Origin of the sequence: Streptomyces sp. S465, from assembly GCF_026898115.1 — a bacterium.
Classification (GTDB): Bacteria; Actinomycetota; Actinomycetes; order Streptomycetales; family Streptomycetaceae; genus Streptomyces; species Streptomyces luomodiensis.
The window spans coordinates 8,712,562-8,733,601 of record NZ_CP114036.1 but is presented as its reverse complement, the minus strand read 5'-3'; the positions used below and the strand labels follow the sequence as shown (position 1 = coordinate 8,733,601).

21 protein-coding genes are annotated in these 21,040 nt (G+C 70.6%); 11 read left to right on the top strand and 10 right to left on the bottom strand.

What is annotated here, in order from left to right:
- From N6H00_RS36835 to N6H00_RS36820, 4 genes are all read right to left on the bottom strand, one after another.
- Positions 1-1,101 carry a glycoside hydrolase family 172 protein gene (locus N6H00_RS36835; RefSeq protein ID WP_268976217.1) on the bottom strand — a complete coding sequence of 367 codons (1,101 nt, stop codon included), beginning with the start codon at positions 1,099-1,101 and terminating at the stop codon, positions 1-3.
- A gap of 65 nt (positions 1,102-1,166) precedes the next feature.
- A complete protein-coding gene (locus N6H00_RS36830) occupies positions 1,167-2,009 on the bottom strand; it encodes a carbohydrate ABC transporter permease (protein ID WP_268976216.1) in 843 nt (280 codons plus the stop codon).
- Positions 2,002-2,907 carry a carbohydrate ABC transporter permease gene (locus tag N6H00_RS36825; RefSeq protein WP_268976215.1) on the bottom strand — a complete coding sequence of 302 codons (906 nt, stop codon included), beginning with the start codon at positions 2,905-2,907 and terminating at the stop codon, positions 2,002-2,004. The genes N6H00_RS36830 and N6H00_RS36825 overlap by 8 nt, the downstream gene beginning before the upstream one ends.
- A 44-nt stretch (positions 2,908-2,951) precedes the next feature.
- Positions 2,952-4,244: an ABC transporter substrate-binding protein gene (locus N6H00_RS36820; RefSeq protein ID WP_268976214.1), complete on the bottom strand. Its 1,293-nt coding sequence runs from the start codon at positions 4,242-4,244 to the stop codon at positions 2,952-2,954.
- A 115-nt stretch (positions 4,245-4,359) separates the two neighbouring features.
- Here N6H00_RS36820 and N6H00_RS36815 point away from each other — a divergent pair, with 115 nt between their 5' ends.
- The 3 genes from N6H00_RS36815 (at position 4,360) to N6H00_RS36805 (ending at position 6,622) form a co-directional block, all read left to right on the top strand.
- Entirely contained in the window at positions 4,360-5,607 is a 1,248-nt protein-coding gene (locus tag N6H00_RS36815) for a LacI family DNA-binding transcriptional regulator (protein WP_329618594.1), read from the top strand.
- 114 nt (positions 5,608-5,721) lie between these two features.
- Positions 5,722-6,387: a HemK2/MTQ2 family protein methyltransferase gene (locus tag N6H00_RS36810; protein ID WP_268976212.1), complete on the top strand. Its 666-nt coding sequence runs from the start codon at positions 5,722-5,724 to the stop codon at positions 6,385-6,387.
- Between the two features lie 40 nt (positions 6,388-6,427).
- Positions 6,428-6,622 (top strand): CDGSH iron-sulfur domain-containing protein, encoded by a 195-nt coding sequence (locus tag N6H00_RS36805; protein WP_268977259.1) that lies wholly within the window; start codon positions 6,428-6,430, stop codon positions 6,620-6,622.
- Here N6H00_RS36805 and N6H00_RS36800 read toward each other — a convergent pair.
- The 3 genes from N6H00_RS36800 to N6H00_RS36790 all read right to left on the bottom strand — a co-directional run bounded on the left by N6H00_RS36800 (position 6,602) and on the right by N6H00_RS36790 (position 9,765).
- Entirely contained in the window at positions 6,602-7,615 is a 1,014-nt protein-coding gene (locus tag N6H00_RS36800) for an iron-containing redox enzyme family protein (RefSeq protein WP_268976211.1), read from the bottom strand. The two genes, N6H00_RS36805 and N6H00_RS36800, sit on opposite strands and share 21 nt — an antisense overlap.
- Before the next feature lie 70 nt (positions 7,616-7,685).
- Positions 7,686-9,164: an aminotransferase class I/II-fold pyridoxal phosphate-dependent enzyme gene (locus N6H00_RS36795; RefSeq protein ID WP_268976210.1), complete on the bottom strand. Its 1,479-nt coding sequence runs from the start codon at positions 9,162-9,164 to the stop codon at positions 7,686-7,688.
- 82 nt (positions 9,165-9,246) lie between these two features.
- Positions 9,247-9,765, bottom strand: a complete 519-nt coding sequence (locus N6H00_RS36790) for a DUF6328 family protein (protein ID WP_268976209.1) — start codon at positions 9,763-9,765, stop codon at positions 9,247-9,249.
- A gap of 140 nt (positions 9,766-9,905) precedes the next feature.
- Between N6H00_RS36790 and N6H00_RS36785 the strand changes: the two genes are divergently transcribed.
- Entirely contained in the window at positions 9,906-10,139 is a 234-nt protein-coding gene (locus tag N6H00_RS36785; RefSeq protein WP_268976208.1) for a hypothetical protein, read from the top strand.
- Positions 10,140-10,248: 109 nt separating this feature from the next.
- Here N6H00_RS36785 and N6H00_RS36780 read toward each other — a convergent pair whose 3' ends face one another.
- Positions 10,249-10,515, bottom strand: a complete 267-nt coding sequence (locus N6H00_RS36780; RefSeq protein ID WP_268976207.1) for a DUF6480 family protein — start codon at positions 10,513-10,515, stop codon at positions 10,249-10,251.
- A gap of 65 nt (positions 10,516-10,580) precedes the next feature.
- A complete protein-coding gene (locus N6H00_RS36775) occupies positions 10,581-13,130 on the bottom strand; it encodes an ATP-dependent Clp protease ATP-binding subunit (protein WP_268976206.1) in 2,550 nt (849 codons plus the stop codon).
- 441 nt (positions 13,131-13,571) lie between these two features.
- Here N6H00_RS36775 and kdpF point away from each other — a divergent pair, with 441 nt between their 5' ends.
- From kdpF to N6H00_RS36755, 4 genes are read left to right on the top strand one after another with little or no spacing between them, the layout of a single operon-like run.
- The gene (kdpF, locus tag N6H00_RS36770; RefSeq protein ID WP_268976205.1) at positions 13,572-13,661 is read left to right on the top strand and encodes a K(+)-transporting ATPase subunit F; all 90 of its coding nucleotides are present in this window, start codon (positions 13,572-13,574) and stop codon (positions 13,659-13,661) included.
- A gap of 8 nt (positions 13,662-13,669) precedes the next feature.
- Positions 13,670-15,331, top strand: a complete 1,662-nt coding sequence (gene kdpA, locus N6H00_RS36765; RefSeq protein ID WP_268976204.1) for a potassium-transporting ATPase subunit KdpA — start codon at positions 13,670-13,672, stop codon at positions 15,329-15,331.
- Positions 15,331-17,469, top strand: a complete 2,139-nt coding sequence (gene kdpB, locus N6H00_RS36760; protein ID WP_268976203.1) for a potassium-transporting ATPase subunit KdpB — start codon at positions 15,331-15,333, stop codon at positions 17,467-17,469. The genes kdpA and kdpB overlap by 1 nt, the downstream gene beginning before the upstream one ends.
- A 5-nt stretch (positions 17,470-17,474) precedes the next feature.
- Positions 17,475-18,143, top strand: coding sequence for a potassium-transporting ATPase subunit C (locus N6H00_RS36755; protein ID WP_268976202.1), 669 nt, complete (start codon positions 17,475-17,477; stop codon positions 18,141-18,143).
- Between the two features lie 101 nt (positions 18,144-18,244).
- Here the strand turns inward: N6H00_RS36755 and N6H00_RS36750 are convergent, their stop codons facing one another.
- The gene (locus tag N6H00_RS36750) at positions 18,245-18,769 is read right to left on the bottom strand and encodes a MarR family winged helix-turn-helix transcriptional regulator (RefSeq protein ID WP_268976200.1); all 525 of its coding nucleotides are present in this window, start codon (positions 18,767-18,769) and stop codon (positions 18,245-18,247) included.
- A 79-nt stretch (positions 18,770-18,848) separates the two neighbouring features.
- On the opposite strand from N6H00_RS36750, the gene N6H00_RS36745 reads away from it, so the two are divergent.
- The 3 genes from N6H00_RS36745 to N6H00_RS36735 are packed head-to-tail and all read left to right on the top strand — an operon-like array spanning position 18,849 to position 21,030.
- Positions 18,849-19,364 carry a flavin reductase family protein gene (locus N6H00_RS36745; RefSeq protein ID WP_268976199.1) on the top strand — a complete coding sequence of 172 codons (516 nt, stop codon included), beginning with the start codon at positions 18,849-18,851 and terminating at the stop codon, positions 19,362-19,364.
- 48 nt (positions 19,365-19,412) lie between these two features.
- Entirely contained in the window at positions 19,413-20,474 is a 1,062-nt protein-coding gene (locus N6H00_RS36740) for an Ldh family oxidoreductase (protein ID WP_268976198.1), read from the top strand.
- On the top strand, positions 20,467-21,030 hold the full coding sequence (locus tag N6H00_RS36735; RefSeq protein WP_268976197.1) for a PaaI family thioesterase: 564 nt from the start codon (positions 20,467-20,469) through the stop codon (positions 21,028-21,030). The genes N6H00_RS36740 and N6H00_RS36735 overlap by 8 nt, the downstream gene beginning before the upstream one ends.
- Positions 21,031-21,040 lie beyond the last annotated feature (10 nt).

Here is a 21,040-nt window from a genome sequence, read left to right as displayed (position 1 = left end):
TCAGCGGGGGGTGCGCTCGGCCCGGGACGGGAACGCGGGGGCGGCGACGGCGCCGCCGTGCTGGTACCAGTAGGCGACGGACGACACGTCGTCGCTCCGCTCGAAGAGGCCGGTGCCGACCTGGCCGATCTGCTGGAGCGTCACCTTGAGGTCCTGGGCGAAGTAGACGGGGTCCGCGAGGTGCCAGCGGTAGAGGCCGTGGTGCGGTGCCATGGCGGTGGCGTAGGGGGCGCCCTGGGAGACATCGCGGGTCTCGTACTGCGGGTATCCGAAATACGGTGCGGAGAAGGTCAGGACGTCGGGCTCCTCGGTGGCCGAGAGCTTGTTCTGGAACGCCCAGGCGCCTCCGGCGTAGTCCTCCGTTCCGGTGCCGCAGATCGTGGGGAAGTCGGTGTCGCCGTCGATGAAGAACTTCATCTCGCCCTCTCCCCACCAGTAGCGTTCCAGCGCCACGATGGACAGGAAGGTGCCGAGATACCGTCCGGCGCCGGTCACCCCGTCCAGGACGACGTAGTCGCGGCCGGGCACCGTGGTCCGCTGCCGCCGCCACTGCGCGTGGAAGCGCGGGGTGTGCTCGGGCAGTTCGGGCACCGAGACGTAGTCGATCTGGAAGAAGAACCCCGTGATGTCCGCGGGGTGCTCATTGGTGACGGTGATGCGGGCCCCGTCGGCGAACGGCATCTGGAAGTAGGCGTTCATGCCGCCGGTGGGGGCCACGGTGACCGGCTGGGAGGTCAGCAGCGCCCGCGCGCCGTTGCCGTTGCAGAAGAAGTCGCCCAGCGGCGCCTCGACGGCGGGCTGGTCGTCCCCGTCCCAGTAGGCGCGCACCACGAGGTCCCGCAGGACGAAGCCCACGGCGTCGGTGTGCGCGGGGCAGGTGATCCAGATGTGAGTGATGACACCGGCCCCCGGGATGTCCGCGATCACCGTGGTCTGGCCGCTCGGCAGGTCGACGCAGGGGCGTCCCTTGCGCCCGGGGCCCAGGGCGGAGGCCGCCCGGCCGCCGGCGCCCTTCTGCCCGGACGGGTTCTCCGCGGTGATGGCGCGGCTCGACATGCCCGGCGCGGGCGTCAGGGGGAACGGATACGGCTGGGTCTGCATGGTGTCCTTCGCGGTGTGAGTTTCGGTCGGTCCGGTGGCCGGAGTGGTTCCGGGGCGGGTGGCGGTCAGCGGCCGCCGGAGGTCTTGATGGTCTCGGTGAACTGCTTCTGGAAGACGAAGAAGAGGATCAGGGTGGGCAGCGCCGCCACTGTCGAGGCCGCCATCGAGTAGTTCCAGGCGGCCGAGAACTGTCCCTGGAAGTTGGAGATCCCGACCTGGACCGGAATGAGATCGGGGTTCTGGACGATCGTCAGCGGCCACAGGAAGGAGTTCCAGGTGCCCAGGAAGAAGAAGACCGCCAGGGCGGTCAGCAAGGGCCTGCTCATGGGCAGGATCACCTGCCAGTAGATGCGCCAGTAGCCACATCCGTCGAGTCGCGCGGCCTCCTCCACATCGTCCGGGAAGCTCAGATAGAACTGCCGCAGGAAGAAGATGCCGAAGGCGTTGAAGACGGCCGGGAGGATCATCCCGAGGTAGGAGTCGAGGATGCCGAGTGTCTTCGCGACGAGGAACAGCGGCACCATGATGAGCGGCAGCGAGATGAGCAGCGTGGCGTAGATGCCGGAGAAGATGGTGTCACGGCCCCGGAACCTCAGCCTGGCCAGGGCGTAGCCGGCCATCGAGTGGAAGAACAGGGACAGCACGGTGACGACGGCGGCGACCAGGAACGAGTTGAACAGATACCGCAGGATGGGGATCTCGGAGAAGATGTAGCGGAAGTTGTCCAGGGTCGGGGAACCGGGTATGAGGTCCGGCGTGTAGACGTCCTTGGCCTGTTTGAAGGCCGTGGAGACCATGTAGAGCAGCGGGGCGACGGTCAGCAGCGCGAGAAAGGCGATGCTCCCCCAGACGGCCGTCGGGCCGAGGCGGGACGGCCGTCGCCGTGGCAGCCGGGCGGTGTCAGGCATCGACCTTCCCTCCCTTGGTGATGCGCAGCATGACGAACATGATGATCATGAGGGCGAACGAGACCACGGCTGCCATGGCCGCCGCGTAGCCGAAGTCGTTCAGCTGGAAGGCCCGTTGGTAGATGTAGAACATGACGACCTGTGTGCTGTAGTCGGGGCCGCCCTTGGTCATGACGTAGATGAGGTCGAAGATCCCGGCGGCCCCGATCGCCGTCAGGGTGGTCATGACGAGCACGAACAGGCTGGTGGGCCGGAGCAGCGGCCAGGTCACGTTCCAGAACGACCGCCAGCGCCCCGCGCCGTCGAGCCGGGCGGCCTCGTAGTAGGCGGAGGGGATGTCCTGGAGCCCGTTGAGGAAAATGATCATGTAGTAGCCCATGAAGAACCACACGCTGATCACCACGACCGCGAACAGGGCGTACCGGGGATTGCCCAGCCAGGACTCGCCGGACAGGCCCATCCGCTCCAACGAGCGGTTGACCGCGCCCACATGGTCGGTCAGCAGGAACTGCCACACCAGGCCCACCACGACCAGGCTCACGACGTTCGGGGCGAAGAACAGGCTGCGCAGCAGCCCGATGCCGCGCCGCTGCTTCTTCACCAACAGGGCGAGACACAGGCTCACCGTGAAGAGCGTCGGCACGAACGCCAGGGTGAACAGCCCGGTGGTCTTCAGCGAGGAGGCGAAGACCGGGTCGGACAGCAGTGTCCGGTAGTTGTCCAGGCCGATGAACTCGTAGTCCCCGAACCCGGACACCCGAAAGAAACTGATGGTGAGCGACGCGATCATGGGAAGCACCAGGAAGACGAACATCCCGATGACGCTGGGGGCGACGAACAGATAGCCGGCGACCGTCTCACGGCCGCGCTGCGACAGGGGGCGTCTGCCGCTCGTCACGGACCGCCTGGGTTGCCTCGCGGAGGACGCCACGGTGACATCCATCAAAAGATCCTCGCTCCCTCGTAGGTGGCGAGCGCGTCCTCGATGAGGTCCGCCGCGCGGTCGGCCCGCGCCCGCGGATCGGCGCCGCTGAGCTGGCATGCCTGGATCGCCTCGGAGATGGGCTGGTAGACGTTGGGCGGATAGCGCGGCTCGCCCCGTCCGCCGGGCACGACCTCCTCGTGGAAGTACTTCATGATGGGGTCCTCGAAGTAGCCGCGCTGCTCCGCCAGGCGCGCCACGCTCTTCCGCGGCGGCATGTCGCTGTTCGCCACCGTGCACCAGTCCGCCATGCGCTTGACGCAGGACTCCTCCATGGAGCCGAGCGCCCACACCACGAACCGGGCCGCCGCCTCCGGGTTCCTGCCGCGCCGGTTCACCACGAACGCCCAGCCGCCCACATCGGTGGTGTACGTCCCGCCCGGTGGGACCGGCTGTTTGAACACGCCGAATGCGAAGTGCGGCGCCGCGCTGCGCAAGGTGCTCGCCCCGTAAGGGCCGCAGTGCTGGATGCCGCAGTAGTCGACGAGGAGGTTGGCGGTGATGTCGGTGGAGCCGGTGCCGAGCGATCTGCGCGGTGCCACGCCTCGCTGGATGGTCTCCTGCCAAAAACGCAGCGCCTCCACCGCGCCCGGTTCCCGGAAGGCGCTCGATGTGCCGTCCGGTGCCACGGCGTCCGCGCCACCGGCCCACATGAAGGGGTACCAGCAGAAGTTCTGCAGATAGCCCGGCGTCGTCTCCAGCGTCAGGCCGAACCTCTTCTTCGTGGTCAGCCGCTCCGCCACGGACAGGAACTGGTCCCAGGTGCGCGGGATGTCGCCCTCGGACAGCCCCGAGCGCTCCCAGGCGTCGATCCCGTAGTAGAAGGCGTGGGGCTGGAGGGACAGCGGAAGTCCGTAGATCTTCCCGTCCACGGTGCGGGTGTCGAGGGCGCCGTCCACGAAGTCGTCGATCGCCTCGCGGGTCAGGTACGGCGTGAGGTCCTCCAGGACTCCGCCGTTCGCGTAGCGCAGGAAATCGCCGGGGCTCAGCGCGAAGATGTCCGGCCCCTTGTCGGCGAGGAAGGCGGTGGGCAGCGTGGAGCCGTTGGTGTAGGTGTTGCCGGAGAAGTAGGTCAGCTCGACCTTGGCCCGGTTCCGCGCGTTCCACTCCCGCGCCATGGTGACGAACCAGTCGCTGGGTTTGGCGGCGCCCGCCCCCTTGGCCGGGCCCCATAGGTTCCAGAAGGACATCGCCCCGTTCCGCCCTCCGGACGGCGAGCACGCCGTGAGCGCGGAGGGCACCGAGATGGCCATGGCCGTCATTCCGAGGACGGCGCGTCGAGACGGGGGAGGCATCGATCCTGCCTTCGTCCGGGTGCGCGTCGGATGCGCGCACAGATGAGTTCCCTGACAGGTGCTGAGGTAGGGGGTGGCCGGTGAGCCACGGACCGCGCCGCGGCGAGTCCGCCTCGTCCCGGAAGCGGTGACGCGTGGGAACGGGGGCTGCCGTGGCAGCGAGGTAACGTTACCTGGAAGCTACGATAGGGTTTCCGCATACGTCAAGAGGGAGGAATCGGTGGGCTCAGCACGGGGCACGGCGCCACTGGGGCGGAACCCGCGAGGCTCGGACCACGGTGCGAACCGACCGGGCCGGGGCAGCGGCCGGCCGACCATCAAGGACGTCGCCGCCCGCGCGAACGTCAGCCCCATGACGGCCTCCCGCGTCGTCAACGGCCATCCCCGCGTCCGCGCCGATCTGCGCGAGCGGGTGCTCGCCGCGGTGGCCGAACTCGGATACGCGCGCAACGCCGTGGCCACCTCGCTGCGCCGGCCGGATCTCTCGCCCTGGACCATCGGGCTGATCCTGCACGATGTGGGCAACCCCTTCTCCGCCGCCATCCACCGGGCGGTCGAGGACGTGGTCCGCTCGGTCGGCTCGTTCGTCCTCACCGCCAGCACCGACGAGGACCATGAGCGGATGGGGCTGCTGCTCGACGCCTTCCGTGACCGCGATGTCGACGGACTGCTGCTCGCGCCGCCCCCCGGCGACCAGTCCTACCTCACCCCCCACCTGCGGCGGGGCATGGCCCTGGTGCTCGTCGACCGGCCGGCCGAAGGTCTTGACGCACCCGCGGTGCTCAGCGACAACGAGAGCGGTATGCGCCAGGCGGTCCGCCATCTGCTGGACCACGGCCACCGACACATCGCCTACCTCGGGGACCTGCGATCCGCGCCGATGCGGCTGCGCTTCGCCGGATACCAGGCGGCGCTCGCCGAAGCGGGACTCACTCCCGACCCCGGGCTGCTCCACCACACCGTCGAGGACACCGAGGCGGCGGCCCACATCACCGAGCGGATCGCGAACGGTTCCGGCCGGGCCACGGCCGTCATCGCCGCCCGGAACGCGCTGTCCATCGGTGCCGTACGCGGGCTGCGGCGCGCCGGCGCCCAGCACCGCATCGCCCTGCTGGGTTTCGACGACGTCGAGCTGGCCGGTGAACTCGAACCCGGGCTGACGGTGGTGGCCCAGGACCCGGCGGCGATCGGCAAGGCGGCGGCCACCGCGCTGATCGAGCAGCTGGCCGACCCCTCCCGCGCCATCACCGGACGGCTGCTCCCGCCACGCCTCATCCCGCGCGGCTCCGGGGAACTCCCGCCGTACCGCCCGGCCGGCTGAGCCGGTCCCGCCGCGCCGGCGCGAGGTGTCCGACGGGTTCGTGTGCCCGGCGATGTTCGTGTGCACGGCGATGTTCGTGTGCACGTCGGTGCCCTTTGTGGGTACACGCCACCTATGGTGTTCAAAGCGACTCCCGGTGTGTACGCGCCACAGGACGACACGTGGTTGTTGACCGAGGCCCTGCTCCAGGAGAACATCACCGCCGACACGTCCGTTCTGGACGTCGGGACGGGCAGCGGTGCCCTGGCCCTCGCCGCGGCCGAGCGCGGCGCGGCCCAGGTGACCGCGGTCGATGTCTCACCGCTCGCCGTGGGCGCCACCTGGCTCCGGGCTTGCCTCAAAGGACTGCGGGTCCGTGTCCGCCACGGCGATCTGCTGACCCCGGTCGCCGACCGCACCTTTGATCTCATCGTCGCCAACCCGCCCTATGTGCCCGTGGCGGGGCGCCGGGGCCACGGTATGGCCTGGCGGGGCCGGGGGGTGGCCTGGCGGGGCGGTACCGACGGGCGGGCGCTGATCGACCGGATCTGCGCGGACGCGCCACCGCTGCTGCGTCCCGGCGGGGTGCTGCTGCTGGTGCACTCGGCGCTGTGCGGTGCGGAGCGGACCGTCGAGCAGTTGACGCGGACGGGACTGCGGGCGGCGGTGGCCGACCGCCGTATCGTCCCCTTCGGGCCGGTGCTGCGCGAGCAGGCGCCCTGTTTGGAGGCCCGTGGGCTGATCGCCCCGGGCGAACGGAAGGAAGAACTGGTGGTGATCCGTGCCGAACGACAGGCGTGACCCCGCCGTGCACCGGCGTGACCCCGCCGTGCGGGTGAGGATGGGGACCGACGGCCCGATGCTGATCGAGGGACCGGTCGAGATCACCCTGCCCGACGGCAGCGTGGTGCGCTCCGACCGCTTCACCGCGGCCGTGTGCATGTGCGGCCGCAGCGCGCGCTACCCGTGGTGCGACACCAGCCACCGCCGCCGCCCGCCGGCGTCCCGGCGCGGATCACAGCGGGACGCGGAGTGAGGACCGGCCCTCCCGCCAGGCCCCCAGGACCTCCTCGGCGAACCGGTCCTCCAGGAACACGGTGGCATCGACCCCGAATGCCACGTCCGCGGCCAGCGCGGGTTCGCTCCGGAGCAGATCGCCGATCACCTCATGGCGCACGATCTGCTCATGTACGGCGTCGGCCTCGACGTGTTCGGTGTAGAAGAACACCGCCGCCTCCCCCGCGCCCATCCGCCGCAGCGCCTGGGCCAGCCGGTCGGACGCGGGCGACGAGGTGATCTCCACCGTCGCGAAGTGGCCCACCAGAGCACCGCGCAGCGACCGGTGCAGCCCCAGCAGCGACATCATGTTGACCACCGCCAGCATCCGGGCCGACGCGGCGTCCAGATAGTGGTTGTACGTCGGATCCAGGGCCAGGTCGGCCATCAGGTCGGCGAACAGCTCCGCGTGCACCCGCTCCCCGCGCCCGGCGCCGAACTCGTCGTACTCCACCGCCGCCATCGCCGCCTTGGCCTGACCCCGCAGCCGTGGCACGGCCCACACATGCGGGTCGGCCTCCTTGAGCTGGTACAGCGACCGCTGCGCGATGTACTCACGCATCTGCCACAGCTCACCGTCGTCCCGTAGATGGTGCGACACCCCCGTCCCCCCGGCGGGCTCCACCAGCAGACCGGCCACGGCGGCGTCCGGGTCGTCGTGCGTGGTGGCATCCGGGCGCAGCGCTTCCAGGAACCTCCGCTCCAGCGCCTGCCGCGTCCGCAGCAGCTCCGGGTCCCACTCCCACGCGTCGTCCACCCCGGAGAACCCCTGGTAGTGAAGCTCGTAGCACATATACAGCGCGAGCTGGAGATCGTCGCCGTACGGATCGGCCTCCCGCAGCGGGCGGCCGGTGGGCAGTGCCATCTCGCCGGGCTCGCGCACGAGGGCGTCGGCCAGCGCGGCGGACACCTCACCCCGCCGCGTGGGCAGGGGCGTCGGCCCGGTCGTCGTCGCCGGACGCGTCTGGCTCACCGTCCGTCCTTCCTTCCGTTCCTCTTCCTCATCTTCCTCATCGCGCAGCTCGGCTTCGCCGGGCGGTGTGTCAGTCGGCTCCGGTCCCCTCGACCAGGACCCGGATGGTGTGCAGGGTGGGGTCGGCCGCGTCGGGGAGGTTCATCCCGGCCTCCACTCCGGTGCGCAGATAGTCCAGGACCGGCTGGGCCAGCACCTCACCGGGCAGCACGGCCGGGATGCCCGGCGGGTAGGGAGTGACCATCTCGGCCGCCACCCGGCCCGCCGCCCGTTCCACGGGCAGGTCCTCCACCGAGCCGAAGTAGGCGTCGCGCGGCAGGCAGGACTGCTCCATCCGCAACTGGCCCGGTGCCGGCACGGCCACTTCGGGAGCGGGCCGCAGCGCGTCGGCGTGGCCGGGCAGCTCGCGCAGCGCCGCCAGCAGCGCGCCGGTCGTCGAGTCGTTGTCCGCGTGGGTCAGCTGGGTGCTGATCCGCCGGTGGTCGACCAGGTGGACGTTGACGTCGTGGTGTTCCCGGAGCCAGTCGGCCGCCCGGTAGCCACTCACCCGAAGACCGGTCAGGTCGATGACCACGGGCAGCGGGTCGAAGTCGGCGGCGCGGCCGGGACCCACGTAGTCCGCCCGCCCGTCCACGTGCAGACCGTCGATGGCCTCGATCTCCTCGCGCACCGCATGGGCCCGCCGCAAGGCCGCGCCGAGCAGGTCCTCGCCGTCTGTCACCATCTGCCGACGCCACCCGTCCATGCCCGCGAAGAGCAGCACGGACGGGCTGGTGGTGCCGAGCAGATCGGCGCAGGACTTCAGCACGGCCGGGTCGATCAGATCGCCCCGCAGATGGAACACCGAGCCCTGCTCCAGACCGCTGCCCATCTTGTGGATGCTGGTCACGCAGACGTCGGCGCCCGCGTCCATGGCCCAGCTCGGCAGCTCGGAGCAGAACGGCAGATGCGCTCCCCACGCCTCGTCGACGATCAGCGGGCGCCCGCGCCGGTGGCACACCTCGGCGATCCGCGCCAGGTCGGCGCAGGCGCCGTACGGGGTAGGGCTGGTCACCAGAGCGCCCCTGGCCTCCGGATGCGCGTCGAAGGCCCGCTCGAAGGACTCGGCGGACGGTGGATGGGCGAGGTGGCGGTCGGCGTCCCATTGGGGTTCCACCCAGACCGGGCGGACCCCGGAGATGATCAAGCCGGAGACCACTGATTTATGCGCGTCCCGGCCCACCAGCAGGGTCTGGTGGGGGCCGGCGACCGCCAGCATCGCCGCCTTGACGGAGAGCGAACTGCCACAGGTCGTGAAGAAGGTGTGCTCGGCGTGCACGGCGTCCGCCATCAGGGCCTCCGCACGCTCCAGCACACGGTCCGACTGAAGCCGGTCGTCCAGGCCGCCGAAGGCGAGGACGTCGGCGCGGAACACGTCGTCGCCCAGGATCTTGACGACCTCGGGGTCGGCGCCCCGGCCCTGCTTGTGTCCGGGCGGTGTGAAGGGGAGTGACCCGCGCTCGTGGTACCGGGCGAGGGCCTCCAGGACGGGAGCCTGCTTATGATCCATGCCCGGCGGGTGCCCCGCCGCAGGGAAGGAAAACCGGGCGACACCGGGCCCGGCCCCCGACCGGTGTGGTTCTCCGGGCCCCTCAGCGCCCCTTGCGCGACCGGTGGAAAAGCCAGACCGCGGGCACGAACCAGCAGGTCACGAACCACAACAGAGCGGCGGCCGCCAGCCAGTACGCGGTGCTGTGGGCGACCACGACGCGCAGGATCAGCAGCAGCGCCGACGCCACCGTGCACAGCAGCAGCACCAGCCCGGCCATGGTGAAGCGGGCGGCCCAGTCCACCGTTTCCGGCTTCAGCCGCCGTCCGGTGACGATCCGGTGCAACGAGACCGGTGCGATCAACGCGCCGGTGGCCGCCGCGCCGAGCAGGACGGTCACCACGTAGATCGTCCGGTCCACCTGGCCGAGGCCCTGGAAGCGCGGGGTGAAGGCGACCGTGAGCAGGAACGCGAACAGGATCTGCACACCCGTCTGCGTCACCCTCACCTCCTGGAGCAGCTCGGCCCACTTGCGGTCGGCCCGCTCCTCCCTGGTCTCCACCCGGCCGGACCGCGCCTCCCGGCCGTCCTCTCCCGGCGCCTCGTGGTCGTCCGCACGCATCAACAGACCTCCTTCGCGTCCCTCCACGTTTTCCCGGCCACCGCGAAAGGCGAACGTCGGGTGCGATGTGGCGGCGGGACTACGCATCACCACGGCGATCAGGGGCACTCGGCGACGCGTCACGGGAAAGGAGAGACGCCATGACCCACACGGCCGAGACCGGCGAAGCCACCGGCACCAAGGACAAGGACTACAACCTGATCTGGTACGTCGAGGCGTGCCTGAGCAACGCGCTGCGCATGGAGACCTACATCCAGGACGCGGAACGCGCCAACGACACCGAGGTCGCGGAGCTGTTCCGCAAGGCCCAGGCCGACAGCCGCAAGGGCGCCGAGCTGGGCAAGCGGCTGCTGAAGGCCCGCCTCGGCGGCTGATCCGCCGGCCGAAGCCGACTGAGGAAACCCACTGACAGGGGGTCCGGCGCCTCTCGAGGCCCGGACCCCCTCTCATAGGCCCTCATAGGCCCTTTTCCGGGCCCCGCCCTCAGAGGGTGATCGCGAACGCGAGGCAGAAGGCCACGAACAGCACCACCAGGGCGAGGATGACGATCGTGGGTCCCTTCGCCCAGCCTTTCGTGGGGTTGTACGTCTCCTGCGGACCCGCGTCCGGGGTGCTGCCTTCGGCCGGTGGGGTCTCCCCCGGAGGTACGAGCCCGCTCGGCTGGAGCCCAGGAGTGCGGTCGGGCTCCGCTTCGCCCGGCCGGAGCCCAGGAGTGCGGTCGGGGTCCGCGTTCGGGTTCCTCTGATCCATGTCCGATGCACTCCTTTCCGGCCGTTTTACCTTGTTTTCCACGATACGGCCGTGGGCCGTGCGTGTCAGAGCCGCTTCCCGTTCGCGGCCGTATCCGTGCGGAACGCCAGGTGTCCGTCCGCGACGTCCACCCGGACCCGGTCGCCCGGGGAGAGGGCACCGTCCAGCAGCATCCGCGACAGACCGTTGTCGACCTGTCGCTGAATGGTGCGGCGCAGTGGCCGGGCCCCGTACGCGGGTTCATGCCCGCGCCGCGCGATCCAGTCGACGGCCTCCGGGGCGAACTCGACGGTGACGTCCTGCGCGCGCAGCCGGCGCCGGGTCTCCTCCAGCAGCAGGTCGGTGATCTCGCGCAGATGCTCGTCGGTGAGCCGGCGGAAGACCACGATCTCGTCGATGCGGTTGAGGAACTCGGGACGGAAGTGCTCGCGCAGCGGTCGCAGCACGCGCTCGCGCCGGGCCTGCTCGTCCGTCTCGGCGTCCACGGCCTTGAAGCCGAGGGCGGCGCCGTGCCCCGCGATGGCCTCGGAGCCGAGGTTGCTGGTCATCACCACGACCGTGTTGCGGAAGTCGACCGTGCGGCCGTGGGCATCGGTGAGCCGGCCGTCGTCGAGCACCTGGAGGAGGGTGTGGAAGACGTCCGGGTGGGCCTTCTCGACCTCGTCCAGCAGCAGCAGCGCGTAGGGGCGGCGACGCACGGCCTCGGTGAGCTGCCCGGCCTCCTCGTGGCCGACGTACCCGGGTGGAGCGCCGACCAGCCGGCTGACGGTGTGTTTCTCCTGGTACTCGCTCATGTCCAGACGCACCATCAGCTCCTCGCTGCCGAACAGCGCCTCGGCCAGCGCCCGCGCCAGTTCCGTCTTGCCGACGCCGGTCGGGCCGAGGAAGAGGAAACTGCCGATGGGGCGGCCGGGGTCGGCCAGTCCGGCCCGGGAGCGCAGCACCGCCTCGGCGACGGCGCCGACGGCCTCGTCCTGTCCGATGACGCGGGTGCGCAGGTGTTCCTCCAGGCCGAGCAGCCGGTCCTTCTCCTCCTGGGTGAGGCTGCTGACCGGAATTCCGGTCTGCCGGGAGACCACCCCGGCGATGTCCTCGGCGGTGACCTCCAGGCCCTGCCCGTCATCGGGCTCCGTGCCGCCGTCGGCCTCCATCCGGCGGCTCAACTCACCGAGGCGGTCGCGCAGTTCGGTGGCCCGCTCGTACTCTTCCGCCGCCACCGCCTGGTCCTTGTCCCGGGTCAGCTGCTCGATCTCCCGTTCCAGGGCGCGCGTATCGGTCCCCTTGGTACGGGAGCGCAGGCGCACCCGGGCGCCGGCCTGGTCCATCAGGTCGATGGCCTTGTCGGGCAGGAAGCGGTCGGTCAGATAGCGGTCGGACAGCTCCACGGCGGCGAGCAGCGCCTCATCGGTGAACCGGACCTGGTGGTGGGCCTCATAGCGGTCGCGCAGACCCCGCAGGATCTCCACCGCGTCGGCGGCGGACGGCTCGGGGACCAGGACGGGCTGGAACCGGCGGGCCAGTGCCGCGTCCTTCTCGATGTGGCGGCGGTACTCCTCCAGCGTGGTGGCGCCGATGACATGGAGTTCGCCACGGGCCAGGGCGGGCTTGAGCATGTTGGAGGCGTCCATGGAGCCGCCCTCGCCGCCCGCTCCCGCGCCGACCACGGTGTGCAACTCGTCGATGAAGACGACCAGTTCGTCGGAGTGGGTGCGGATCTCGTCGATGATGCCGCTCAGCCGCTCCTCGAAGTCGCCGCGGTAGCGGGTGCCGGCCACGACGGCGGCCATGTCCAGGGCGACGACCCGGCGGTCGAGCAGGATGTCGGGGACGTCTCCCTCGGCCACGCGCTGGGCGAGCCCTTCGACGATGGCGGTCTTGCCGACACCGGCGTCGCCGATCAGCACGGGGTTGTTCTTGCCCCGGCGGGACAGCACCTCCACGGTCTGCTCGATCTCCTGCTCACGGCCGATGACCGGGTCGATACGGCCCGCGCGAGCGAGGTCGGTCAGATCGCGGCCGAACTTGTCGAGCGTGGGCGTGTCATGACGCCGGCCGGGCTGCTGCCCGGCCCCGGTGGCCGACGGCGGCCGGCCCGGTGTGCTCTGCGGCCCGCGCTGGGCCGCCGTGGGGTCCAGCGGCAGGGAGTTGAGGATGCGGCCGGCCGTGGAGTCGTGGTTGGCGGCCAGCGCTCCGAGCACATGCTCGGGGCCGATGTAGCCGGCGCCACCGGCGCGCGCCAGTTCATGGGCCTCCAACAGGGCGCGCTTGACGGCGGGAGTGACCGACAGCTGGGTCCGCGGCGGTCCGTCGCCGCTCATCCGGTCGATCTCCGCGGCCAGCGCCTCGGTGTCGGCGCCCGCCCCCGCCAGCAGCCCCCGGGTCGGCTCGGTGGCCAGCGCGGCGCGCAGCAGATGCTTGGTGTCCAGATCGGCGCTGCCGTGCTCGGCGGCGTAGGAGGCCGCGTCCACGACGAGTTGCCGGGCGGGGCCGCTCATCAGGCGGCCGATGTCGATGTGCCGGAGGCCGGGACGCGGCCCGCCGCCGAGGAATCGCGCCATGAATTCCTCGAACGGGTCTGGACCGAAGCCTCCAGGCCCCATGAAACCGCTGCTCATGGCCTTCCTGTTCCGCGGCCCGGCCAGAGGGTGCGAACCGGGCCCGCTGTACTGGTAGGCGTGATCCTTGCTGGGGCGCGGGTGCCCGGAAGCGGCCGGGGCTACACCTCCGCACGGCCGTGCCGTCGTCCGCGCTCGCGCGTGGCGCCCCGCCCCGCGCGGTCAGAGTTCGCCCCCCCGAGGGGAAGGGGTTGTCCGGCGTGCGTCCGGAACGTCGCGCGGGGGCGTAAGGGGCGCGTCAAAGGCGTGCGGAGGGCCGTATGGGACCCGTCAACGACGCTCGAATCCGGCCAATGGGCGGGGTTTCCTGCTGTGCATCCGATCCGCTTGCGGATTTCCCGACCTCTTCCAGGAGCTCGCGATGGCCGATCTGGCCTTCGTCGTCACCACGATCGCGGTGTTCGCGCTGGTGGCCTTCGTCGCCAAGGGGGTGACGAAGCTGTGACCGCCGAATACGTCGTCGGCCTGGTCGTGGCCGTCGCCCTGCTGGGCTATCTCGTCCTCGCCCTGATCTTCCCGGAGAGGTTCTGAGAGCGGTGATGGGTCCCGTACTCGCCGGCGTGCTCCAGCTGCTCGCCCTCGTAGGGGCGCTGGCGCTCGCCTACGTACCCCTCGGCACCTATCTGGCCAAGGTCTACTCCTCCGGCACACACTGGCGCGTGGAGAGGTGGCTCTACCGGGGCATCGGCGCCAACCCCGACACCGAGATGCGCTGGGCCGCGTATCTGCGCGGGGTGCTGGCCTTCTCGGCGGCCGGGGTGCTCTTCCTGTACCTGTTGCAGCGGCTCCAGGGCGGCCTGCCCGGTTCGCTCGGGTTCTCCTCGATCGAGCCGGCGCAGGCGTTCAACACGGCCGCGTCGTTCGTGACGAACACCAACTGGCAGTCGTACGCGGGCGAACAGACCATGGGCCACGTCGTGCAGACCGCCGGTCTGGCGGTGCAGAACTTCGTGTCGGCCGCGGTCGGCATCGCGGTCGCGATGGCGCTGGTGCGCGGCTTCGCGCGGTCGCGCACCGGTGAGCTCGGCAACTTCTGGGCCGATCTGGTGCGCGGCACGGTCCGTGTCCTGGTGCCCGGCGCGGCGATCGCCGCGGTCGTCCTGGTGGCCTGTGGCGCCCTCCAGAACTTCTCCGGCATCCACGAGGTGGGCCAGTTCATGGGCGGCTCGCAGCAGTGGAACGGCGGTGCGGTCGCCTCGCAGGAGGCCATCAAGGAGCTGGGCACCAACGGCGGCGGCTACTTCAACGCCAACAGCGCCCATCCGTTCGAGAACCCGACCCCGTTCACCAACCTCTTCGAGATCTTCCTGATCCTGGTCATCCCCTTGGCCCTGACCCGCACCTTCGGGATCATGGTCGGCTCGGTCCGGCAGGGCTACGCGATCCTGGCGACGATGGTCACCATCTGGGCCGGTTTCACCGCCCTGATGATGTGGACCGAGTTCGCCCACCACGGCCCGGCCCTCCAGGCCGCCGGTGGCGCGATGGAGGGCAAGGAGGTCCGCTTCGGCGTCGGCGCCTCGTCGATCTTCGCGGTGTCCACCACGTTCACCTCGACCGGGGCGGTCGACTCCTTCCACTCCTCGTTCACGGGTCTGGGCGGCGGTATCACCCTGCTCGGCATGATGCTGGGTGAGATCGCGCCCGGCGGTACCGGTTCGGGCCTCTACGGCATGCTCATCATGGCGGTCATCGCGGTGTTCCTCGCGGGGCTGATGGTCGGCCGGACGCCCGAGTACCTGGGCAAGAAGATCGGTCCTCGTGAGATCAAGCTGGCGGCCTGCTCCATCCTGATCACCCCGGCGCTGGTGCTGGTCCTCACCTCCGTCTCCATGGCCCTGCCGACGCCACCGCACTCGATGCTGGGCTCCGGGGCGCACGGCTTCTCCGAAGTGCTGTACGCCTTCACCTCCGCCGCCAACAACAACGGGTCGGCCTTCGCGGGCCTGAACGCGAACACCGACTGGTTCAACACCACGACCGGGCTCGCGATGCTGCTCGGCCGCTTCCTGCCCATGGTCTTCGTCCTGGCGCTCGCGGGCTCGCTCGCCGGGCAGCGGCCGGTCCCGGCCACCGCGGGCACGCTGCGCACCGAGAAGCCGCTGTTCACGGGGTTGTTGACGGGCGCGATCCTGATCATCACCGGTCTGACGTACTTCCCGGCCCTGGCGCTGGGGCCGCTGGCCGAGGGGCTGGCGTGATGACCACCCGCACAGAAAACCACGAGGACTCCATGTCCACTGCCACTCCCACCAGGGCGCCGCACGGCGACGTTCCCACCGGGCACACCTCGGCCGGGGGCCGGGTCGGCGCGGGCCTCTTCGACCCCCGGCAGCTGCTCACATCGCTGCCGGACGCCTTCCGCAAGCTCGACCCGCGGGTGATGGTCACCTCCCCGGTGATGTTCGTCGTGCTGGTCGGCTCCGTGCTGACCACCGTGTTCGCCGTCCAGGACCCGGGCGACTGGTTCGGCTGGGCGATCAGTGCCTGGCTGTGGCTGACCGTGGTCTTCGCCAATCTGGCGGAGGCGGTCGCCGAGGGCCGCGGCAAGGCGCAGGCCGACACCCTGCGCAAGGCCAAGACCGATACGGTGGCCCGGCGGCTCACCGCGGACGGCACGGCCGAGGAGCGCGTGCCCGGCACCGTACTGCGGATCGGTGACCTGGTGGTCTGCGAGGCCGGCGATGTCATTCCCGGTGACGGCGATGTCGTCGAGGGCGTCGCCTCGGTCGACGAGTCGGCGATCACCGGTGAGTCCGCGCCGGTCATCCGCGAGTCCGGGGGCGACCGGTCCGCCGTGACCGGCGGGACGAAGGTGCTCTCCGACCGGATCGTCGTCAAGATCACGACAAGGCCGGGCGAGACCTTCATCGACCGGATGATCCATCTGGTCGAGGGCGCCGCGCGGCAGAAGACGCCGAACGAGATCGCGCTGAACATCCTGCTCGCCTCGCTGACGATCGTCTTCCTGCTCGCCTGCGCCACCCTGCCGCCGTTCGCCGCCTACGCGGGCACGCGGCTGACGATGGTGGTCCTGGTGGCGCTGCTGGTCTGCCTGATCCCGACGACGATCGGCGCGCTGCTGTCGGCGATCGGCATCGCGGGCATGGACCGCCTGGTGCAGCGCAATGTGCTGGCGATGTCGGGCCGTGCGGTCGAGGCCGCCGGCGATGTGTCCACGCTGCTGCTGGACAAGACCGGCACGATCACCCTGGGCAACCGGCAGGCCGCGGAGTTCGTACCGGTGCGCGGCACCACCGAGGCCGAGGTCGCCGACGCCGCCCAGCTGTCCTCGCTGGCCGACGAGACCCCCGAGGGCCGGTCCGTCGTCGTCCTGGCGACGGAGAGGTACCGGCTGCGCGAGCGCCACCAGGGCGAACTGGTGGGCGCCGAGTGGATCGAGTTCACCGCGCAGACCCGGATGTCGGGAGTGGACCTCGACGGCCGCAGGATCCGCAAGGGTGCGGCCGGTTCGGTGCTCGCCTGGGTCCGGGAGCAGGGCGGAACGGTCCCCGAGGACGCGGATCGCGTCGTCCACCGGATCTCCGCGGCCGGTGGCACCCCGCTGCTGGTGGCGGCCGCCGACGCCGACGGGGCACGGGTGCTGGGCGTCATCCACCTCAAGGACGTCGTCAAGGACGGGATGCGGGAGCGGTTCGCGGAGCTGCGCCGGATGGGCATCAAAACCGTCATGATCACGGGTGACAACCCGCTGACGGCCAAGGCGATCGCGGACGAGGCGGGCGTCGACGACTTCCTCGCGGAGGCCACTCCCGAGGACAAGATGTCGCTGATCAAGCGCGAGCAGGCGGGCGGCAAGCTGGTCGCGATGACCGGCGACGGCACCAACGACGCCCCGGCGCTGGCGCAGGCGGACGTCGGCGTGGCGATGAACACCGGGACGTCGGCCGCCAAGGAGGCCGGCAACATGGTCGACCTCGACTCCGACCCGACCAAGCTCATCGAGATCGTCGAAATCGGCAAGCAACTGCTGATCACCCGTGGCGCGTTGACGACGTTCTCCATCGCCAACGACGTGGCGAAGTACTTCGCGATCATCCCGGCGCTGTTCGCGGCGGTCCATCCGGGCCTGGACACCCTGAACATCATGCGGCTGTCCTCGCCGGACTCCGCGATCCTGTCCGCCGTCGTCTTCAACGCGCTGGTCATCCTCGCGCTGGTGCCACTCGCCCTGAAGGGCGTGCGGTACCGGCCGGTGAGCGCGGACAGGATGCTGCGGCGCAACCTCGGGGTCTACGGCCTCGGCGGGCTGATAGCCCCCTTCATCGGCATCAAAATCATCGACCTGCTCATCTCCCTCATCCCCGGGATCGGCTGATCGCCATGAACCACTCCGTCATGAACACCGCCCGGCTGCTCGGGGCCGGTCTGCGCGCCCTCCTCATGCTGACCCTGGTGACGGGCGTCATCTATCCGCTGGTGGTCACCGGCATCGCCCAGGGGCTGTTCCACGACAAGGCGAACGGCTCGGAGATCAGGGCGGACGGCGAGGTCGTCGGCTCCTCCCTGATCGGGCAGTCGTACAACCTGCCGCCGAAGAAGGGCGGGCAGACCCCGGAGCCCGACCTCCGATGGTTCCAGGGACGCCCGGCGGGCGGCCTCGGCACCAACAGCGTCAACACCCGGTACCAGTTGCTGCTGTCCGGAGCCACCAACCTCTCCGCCGGCAGCGAGGACCTCCGCCGGCGGGTCGAGGACGCCAAGGCCGCGGTCATCAAGGCCAACTCGGTGCCCGGCTACACCGTGAAGCCGTCCCAGGTCCCCGCCGACGCGGTGACGTCCTCCGGCTCCGGCCTGGACCCGGACATCTCCCCGCGGTACGCGCGGCTCCAGGTCCACCGGGTCGCCGCGCGGAACGGACTGCCGGTCGCCCAGGTGGCGAAGCTGGTCGAGGACACGACCGAGGGCCGGGTGGCCGGATTCATCGGCGAGCCGCGGGTGAACGTCCTCGAACTCAACATCGCGCTCAGGGATCTCGTGGCCAAGAGGTGATGGCGTCGCCCGTTTCGGGGAGCCGCCCGTTTCGGGGAGCCGCCCGTTTCGGGGAGCCGCCCGTTTCGGGGGCCGGCGGCCGGAAGGGGGTTCCGGCCGTCTCAGCCTTCGTCCGGCCGCTTCATCTCCCGCAGTTCGTTCTCGACCACGAGCGCGGCCCGCCGCAGGTTCCGGTCCGCCGCCACGATGTCCTCCAGGCCGAGCGTGGCGTTCAGCGTGTCGCTGATCTTGAGCACCTCGGCGCCCATCTGCTCCAATGCCGCCAGGCCCGCCTCGGTGACCTTCAGCGACAGCGCACGTTCGCTTTCCGGGTGTGCGCCACGGGCCACGAAGCCGCGGTTCTCCAGCTGGGTGACGATCCGGGTCATGGTCTGCGGCCGGGCGTAGCAGCGCCGTGACAGCTGGGCGAGGCTGAGCTGGGGCTGTCCGGCGAGAATCCGCAGCGCCGTGTAGCTCGACAGCGTCATATTCCACGGCCGCAGCCGGGTGTTCCCGATCCTGGTGACCGCTCGCTCGAGCCTGAAGGCCGCGTCGATCAGCGAGGACGCCTCATCCATGCCGGTCGCCGCCCGTGACGGGGGCCGGTCGTCGTTCATGGGGCTGATGTACGGCAGGGGGTCTGTCACAGGTGCAGCGTAGTGGCAGGACCGGAGTCCGAGGTATCAGCCCTCTTGCAATTTGTTCGCATGCTTATATTATCCAAGCATGCTTACAACGCGCTTCGCTCACTCCGCGCGGCAGGATCCCGATCCCACCCGGTTCCGATCGGTTCTGGGGCACTTCCCCAGCGGCATCACCGCGATCACCTCGCGTGACGCGGACGGCAAACCGGTGGGCATGGCCGTGTCCTCCTTCACCTCGGCCTCGCTCACCCCGCCGCTGGTGGCGTTCCTGCCGGGCAAGAGTTCATCGACGTTCCCCGCCATCGCCGAACGCGGCAGCTTCTGCGTGAACGTCCTCGCCACCGACCAGGAATGGATCTGCCGGGCGCTGTCGGTGTCCGGCGGCGACAAGTTCTCCGGTGTGACCTGGCAGCCGGGGCCCCACGGAGATCCGGTCATCGACGGCGTGGTGGCGTGGATCGCCTGCACGATCGAGGCCGTGCACGACGCCGGTGACCACCACATCGTCATCGGGCGCGTCGACGATCTCGACGCCCGCACCGAGGCGTCCCCGCTGCTGTTCTTCCGAAGCCACTACCACCACCTCGCGGCCGCCTGAGGGCGGAGAACATCCCGGTGACCGACAACCTCAAAGGAGAGGTATGTCATGACCACTACACAAGCGAAGACGTCGCCACACCACGCTCCCATGACCACGCTGACCCCGTCCGAGGCCCACGCGCTGGTCGCCGCCGCGATGGCCAGGGCCGGGCACAGCGCCGCCGAGGCCGAGATCATCGCCGACCACCTGCTCGACTGCGAACTGCGCGGCCTGTCCTTCGGCGGGCTCGCCCGCGCGCTGTCGGTGGTGGAACGTCTCCGCGCCACCCCACAGCCCCCGGGCCCGATCCGGGTCGTCGCCGAGACAGCGGTCTCCGCGAGCCTCGACGGCGGGGACCGGGTCGGCTACCTCGTCGGCATGCGCGCACTGGACCTGGCCGTGGAAAAGGCCCGTGCGCACGGAGTGGCGGTGGTCGGCGCCCGCAACACCTGGTACACGGGCATGTTCTCCTACTACCTGGAGAAGGCGGCGGACGCCGGGCTCGCCGGAATGATCGCGGGCAGCGGGCCCGCGGTGGTGGCGCCCCACGGAGGTACGGAGGGACGGTTCGGCACCAATCCCATCGCATTCGGCTTCCCGTCCACACCGGCGCCGGTCATCTGGGACATCGGAACCGCGTCGGTCATGTACGGCGAGGTGATGCTCAAGGCCCGGCTCGGTGCGCGGCTGGAACCCGGCCAGGCCTACGACGCCACCGGCGCCCCGACGCTCGACCCGGCCGCCGCCCTGGAGGGCGCGTTCGGCGTGTGGGGCGGGCACAAGGGTTCCGGGCTGGCGATGGTCGTCCAACTGCTCGGCATGATGACCGGCGCGGCCGCCGACCCGCCCGGCGTTTCGGACTGCGGTTTCCTCGTCCTGCTGGTCGATCCCGGTGTGCTGACCGACCCGGCGGACTACCGCCGGCGGGTCGCCGCCTTCGCCGACGCGATCCGGGCGACCCGCCCGGTCGACGGCGGCGCCGCCGTCCGGGTGCCGTTCGACCGCTCGGTCGCCCACCGGGAGGAGACACTGCGACGCGGCACGATCGACGTACCCGCAGCGGTGGTCGAGGCCATGCGCCGGGAGGCGGGACTTCCCACCCAGGGCGGGGGAACGGCCCATGACTGAGGTGGACGACATGGACGACTTCGCGATCGAGCCATCCGCCTCCGGCCGGCTGCTGTGCGGCGGCTGCGCTCCGGACGACGCCTGCCGGCTGGGCGTGGAGGTCGCCGGTGCGCGGGACGGCGTGCTGTGGTTCGACGTCACCTGCGCGCGTTCCTGGTGCGGCGGGCCCGAGGTGGCGCACGGTGGCTGGATCGCCGCGGTGTTCGACGACGTGCTCAGCATGGCCGCCCTGCGCACCGAGCCACGGCTGGTCACCAGATCCCTGACGGTCGAGTATCTCCGCCCGGTGCCCGTGGAGCGGCCGCTCACGGTCCTGGCACGCGTCGACGCCCACCACGGCAGGCGGTGGGAGGTGTCGGCGCGGATGACGCTCGCCACCGCGGATCCGGCACTCGCCGCCACGGGCCAGGCGCTCGCCACCGCCCGTGCGGAACTGCGCACGCGCCGACCGGACCACTTCGCCCGGCACCAGGACTGGCTCGCCCACCAGCCGACGCCCCAGCAGCCGGTGCCCCGCCGCCCGCTGCCCCGTCAGGCGTTCCCCACAGAGAGCTGAGGACCACATC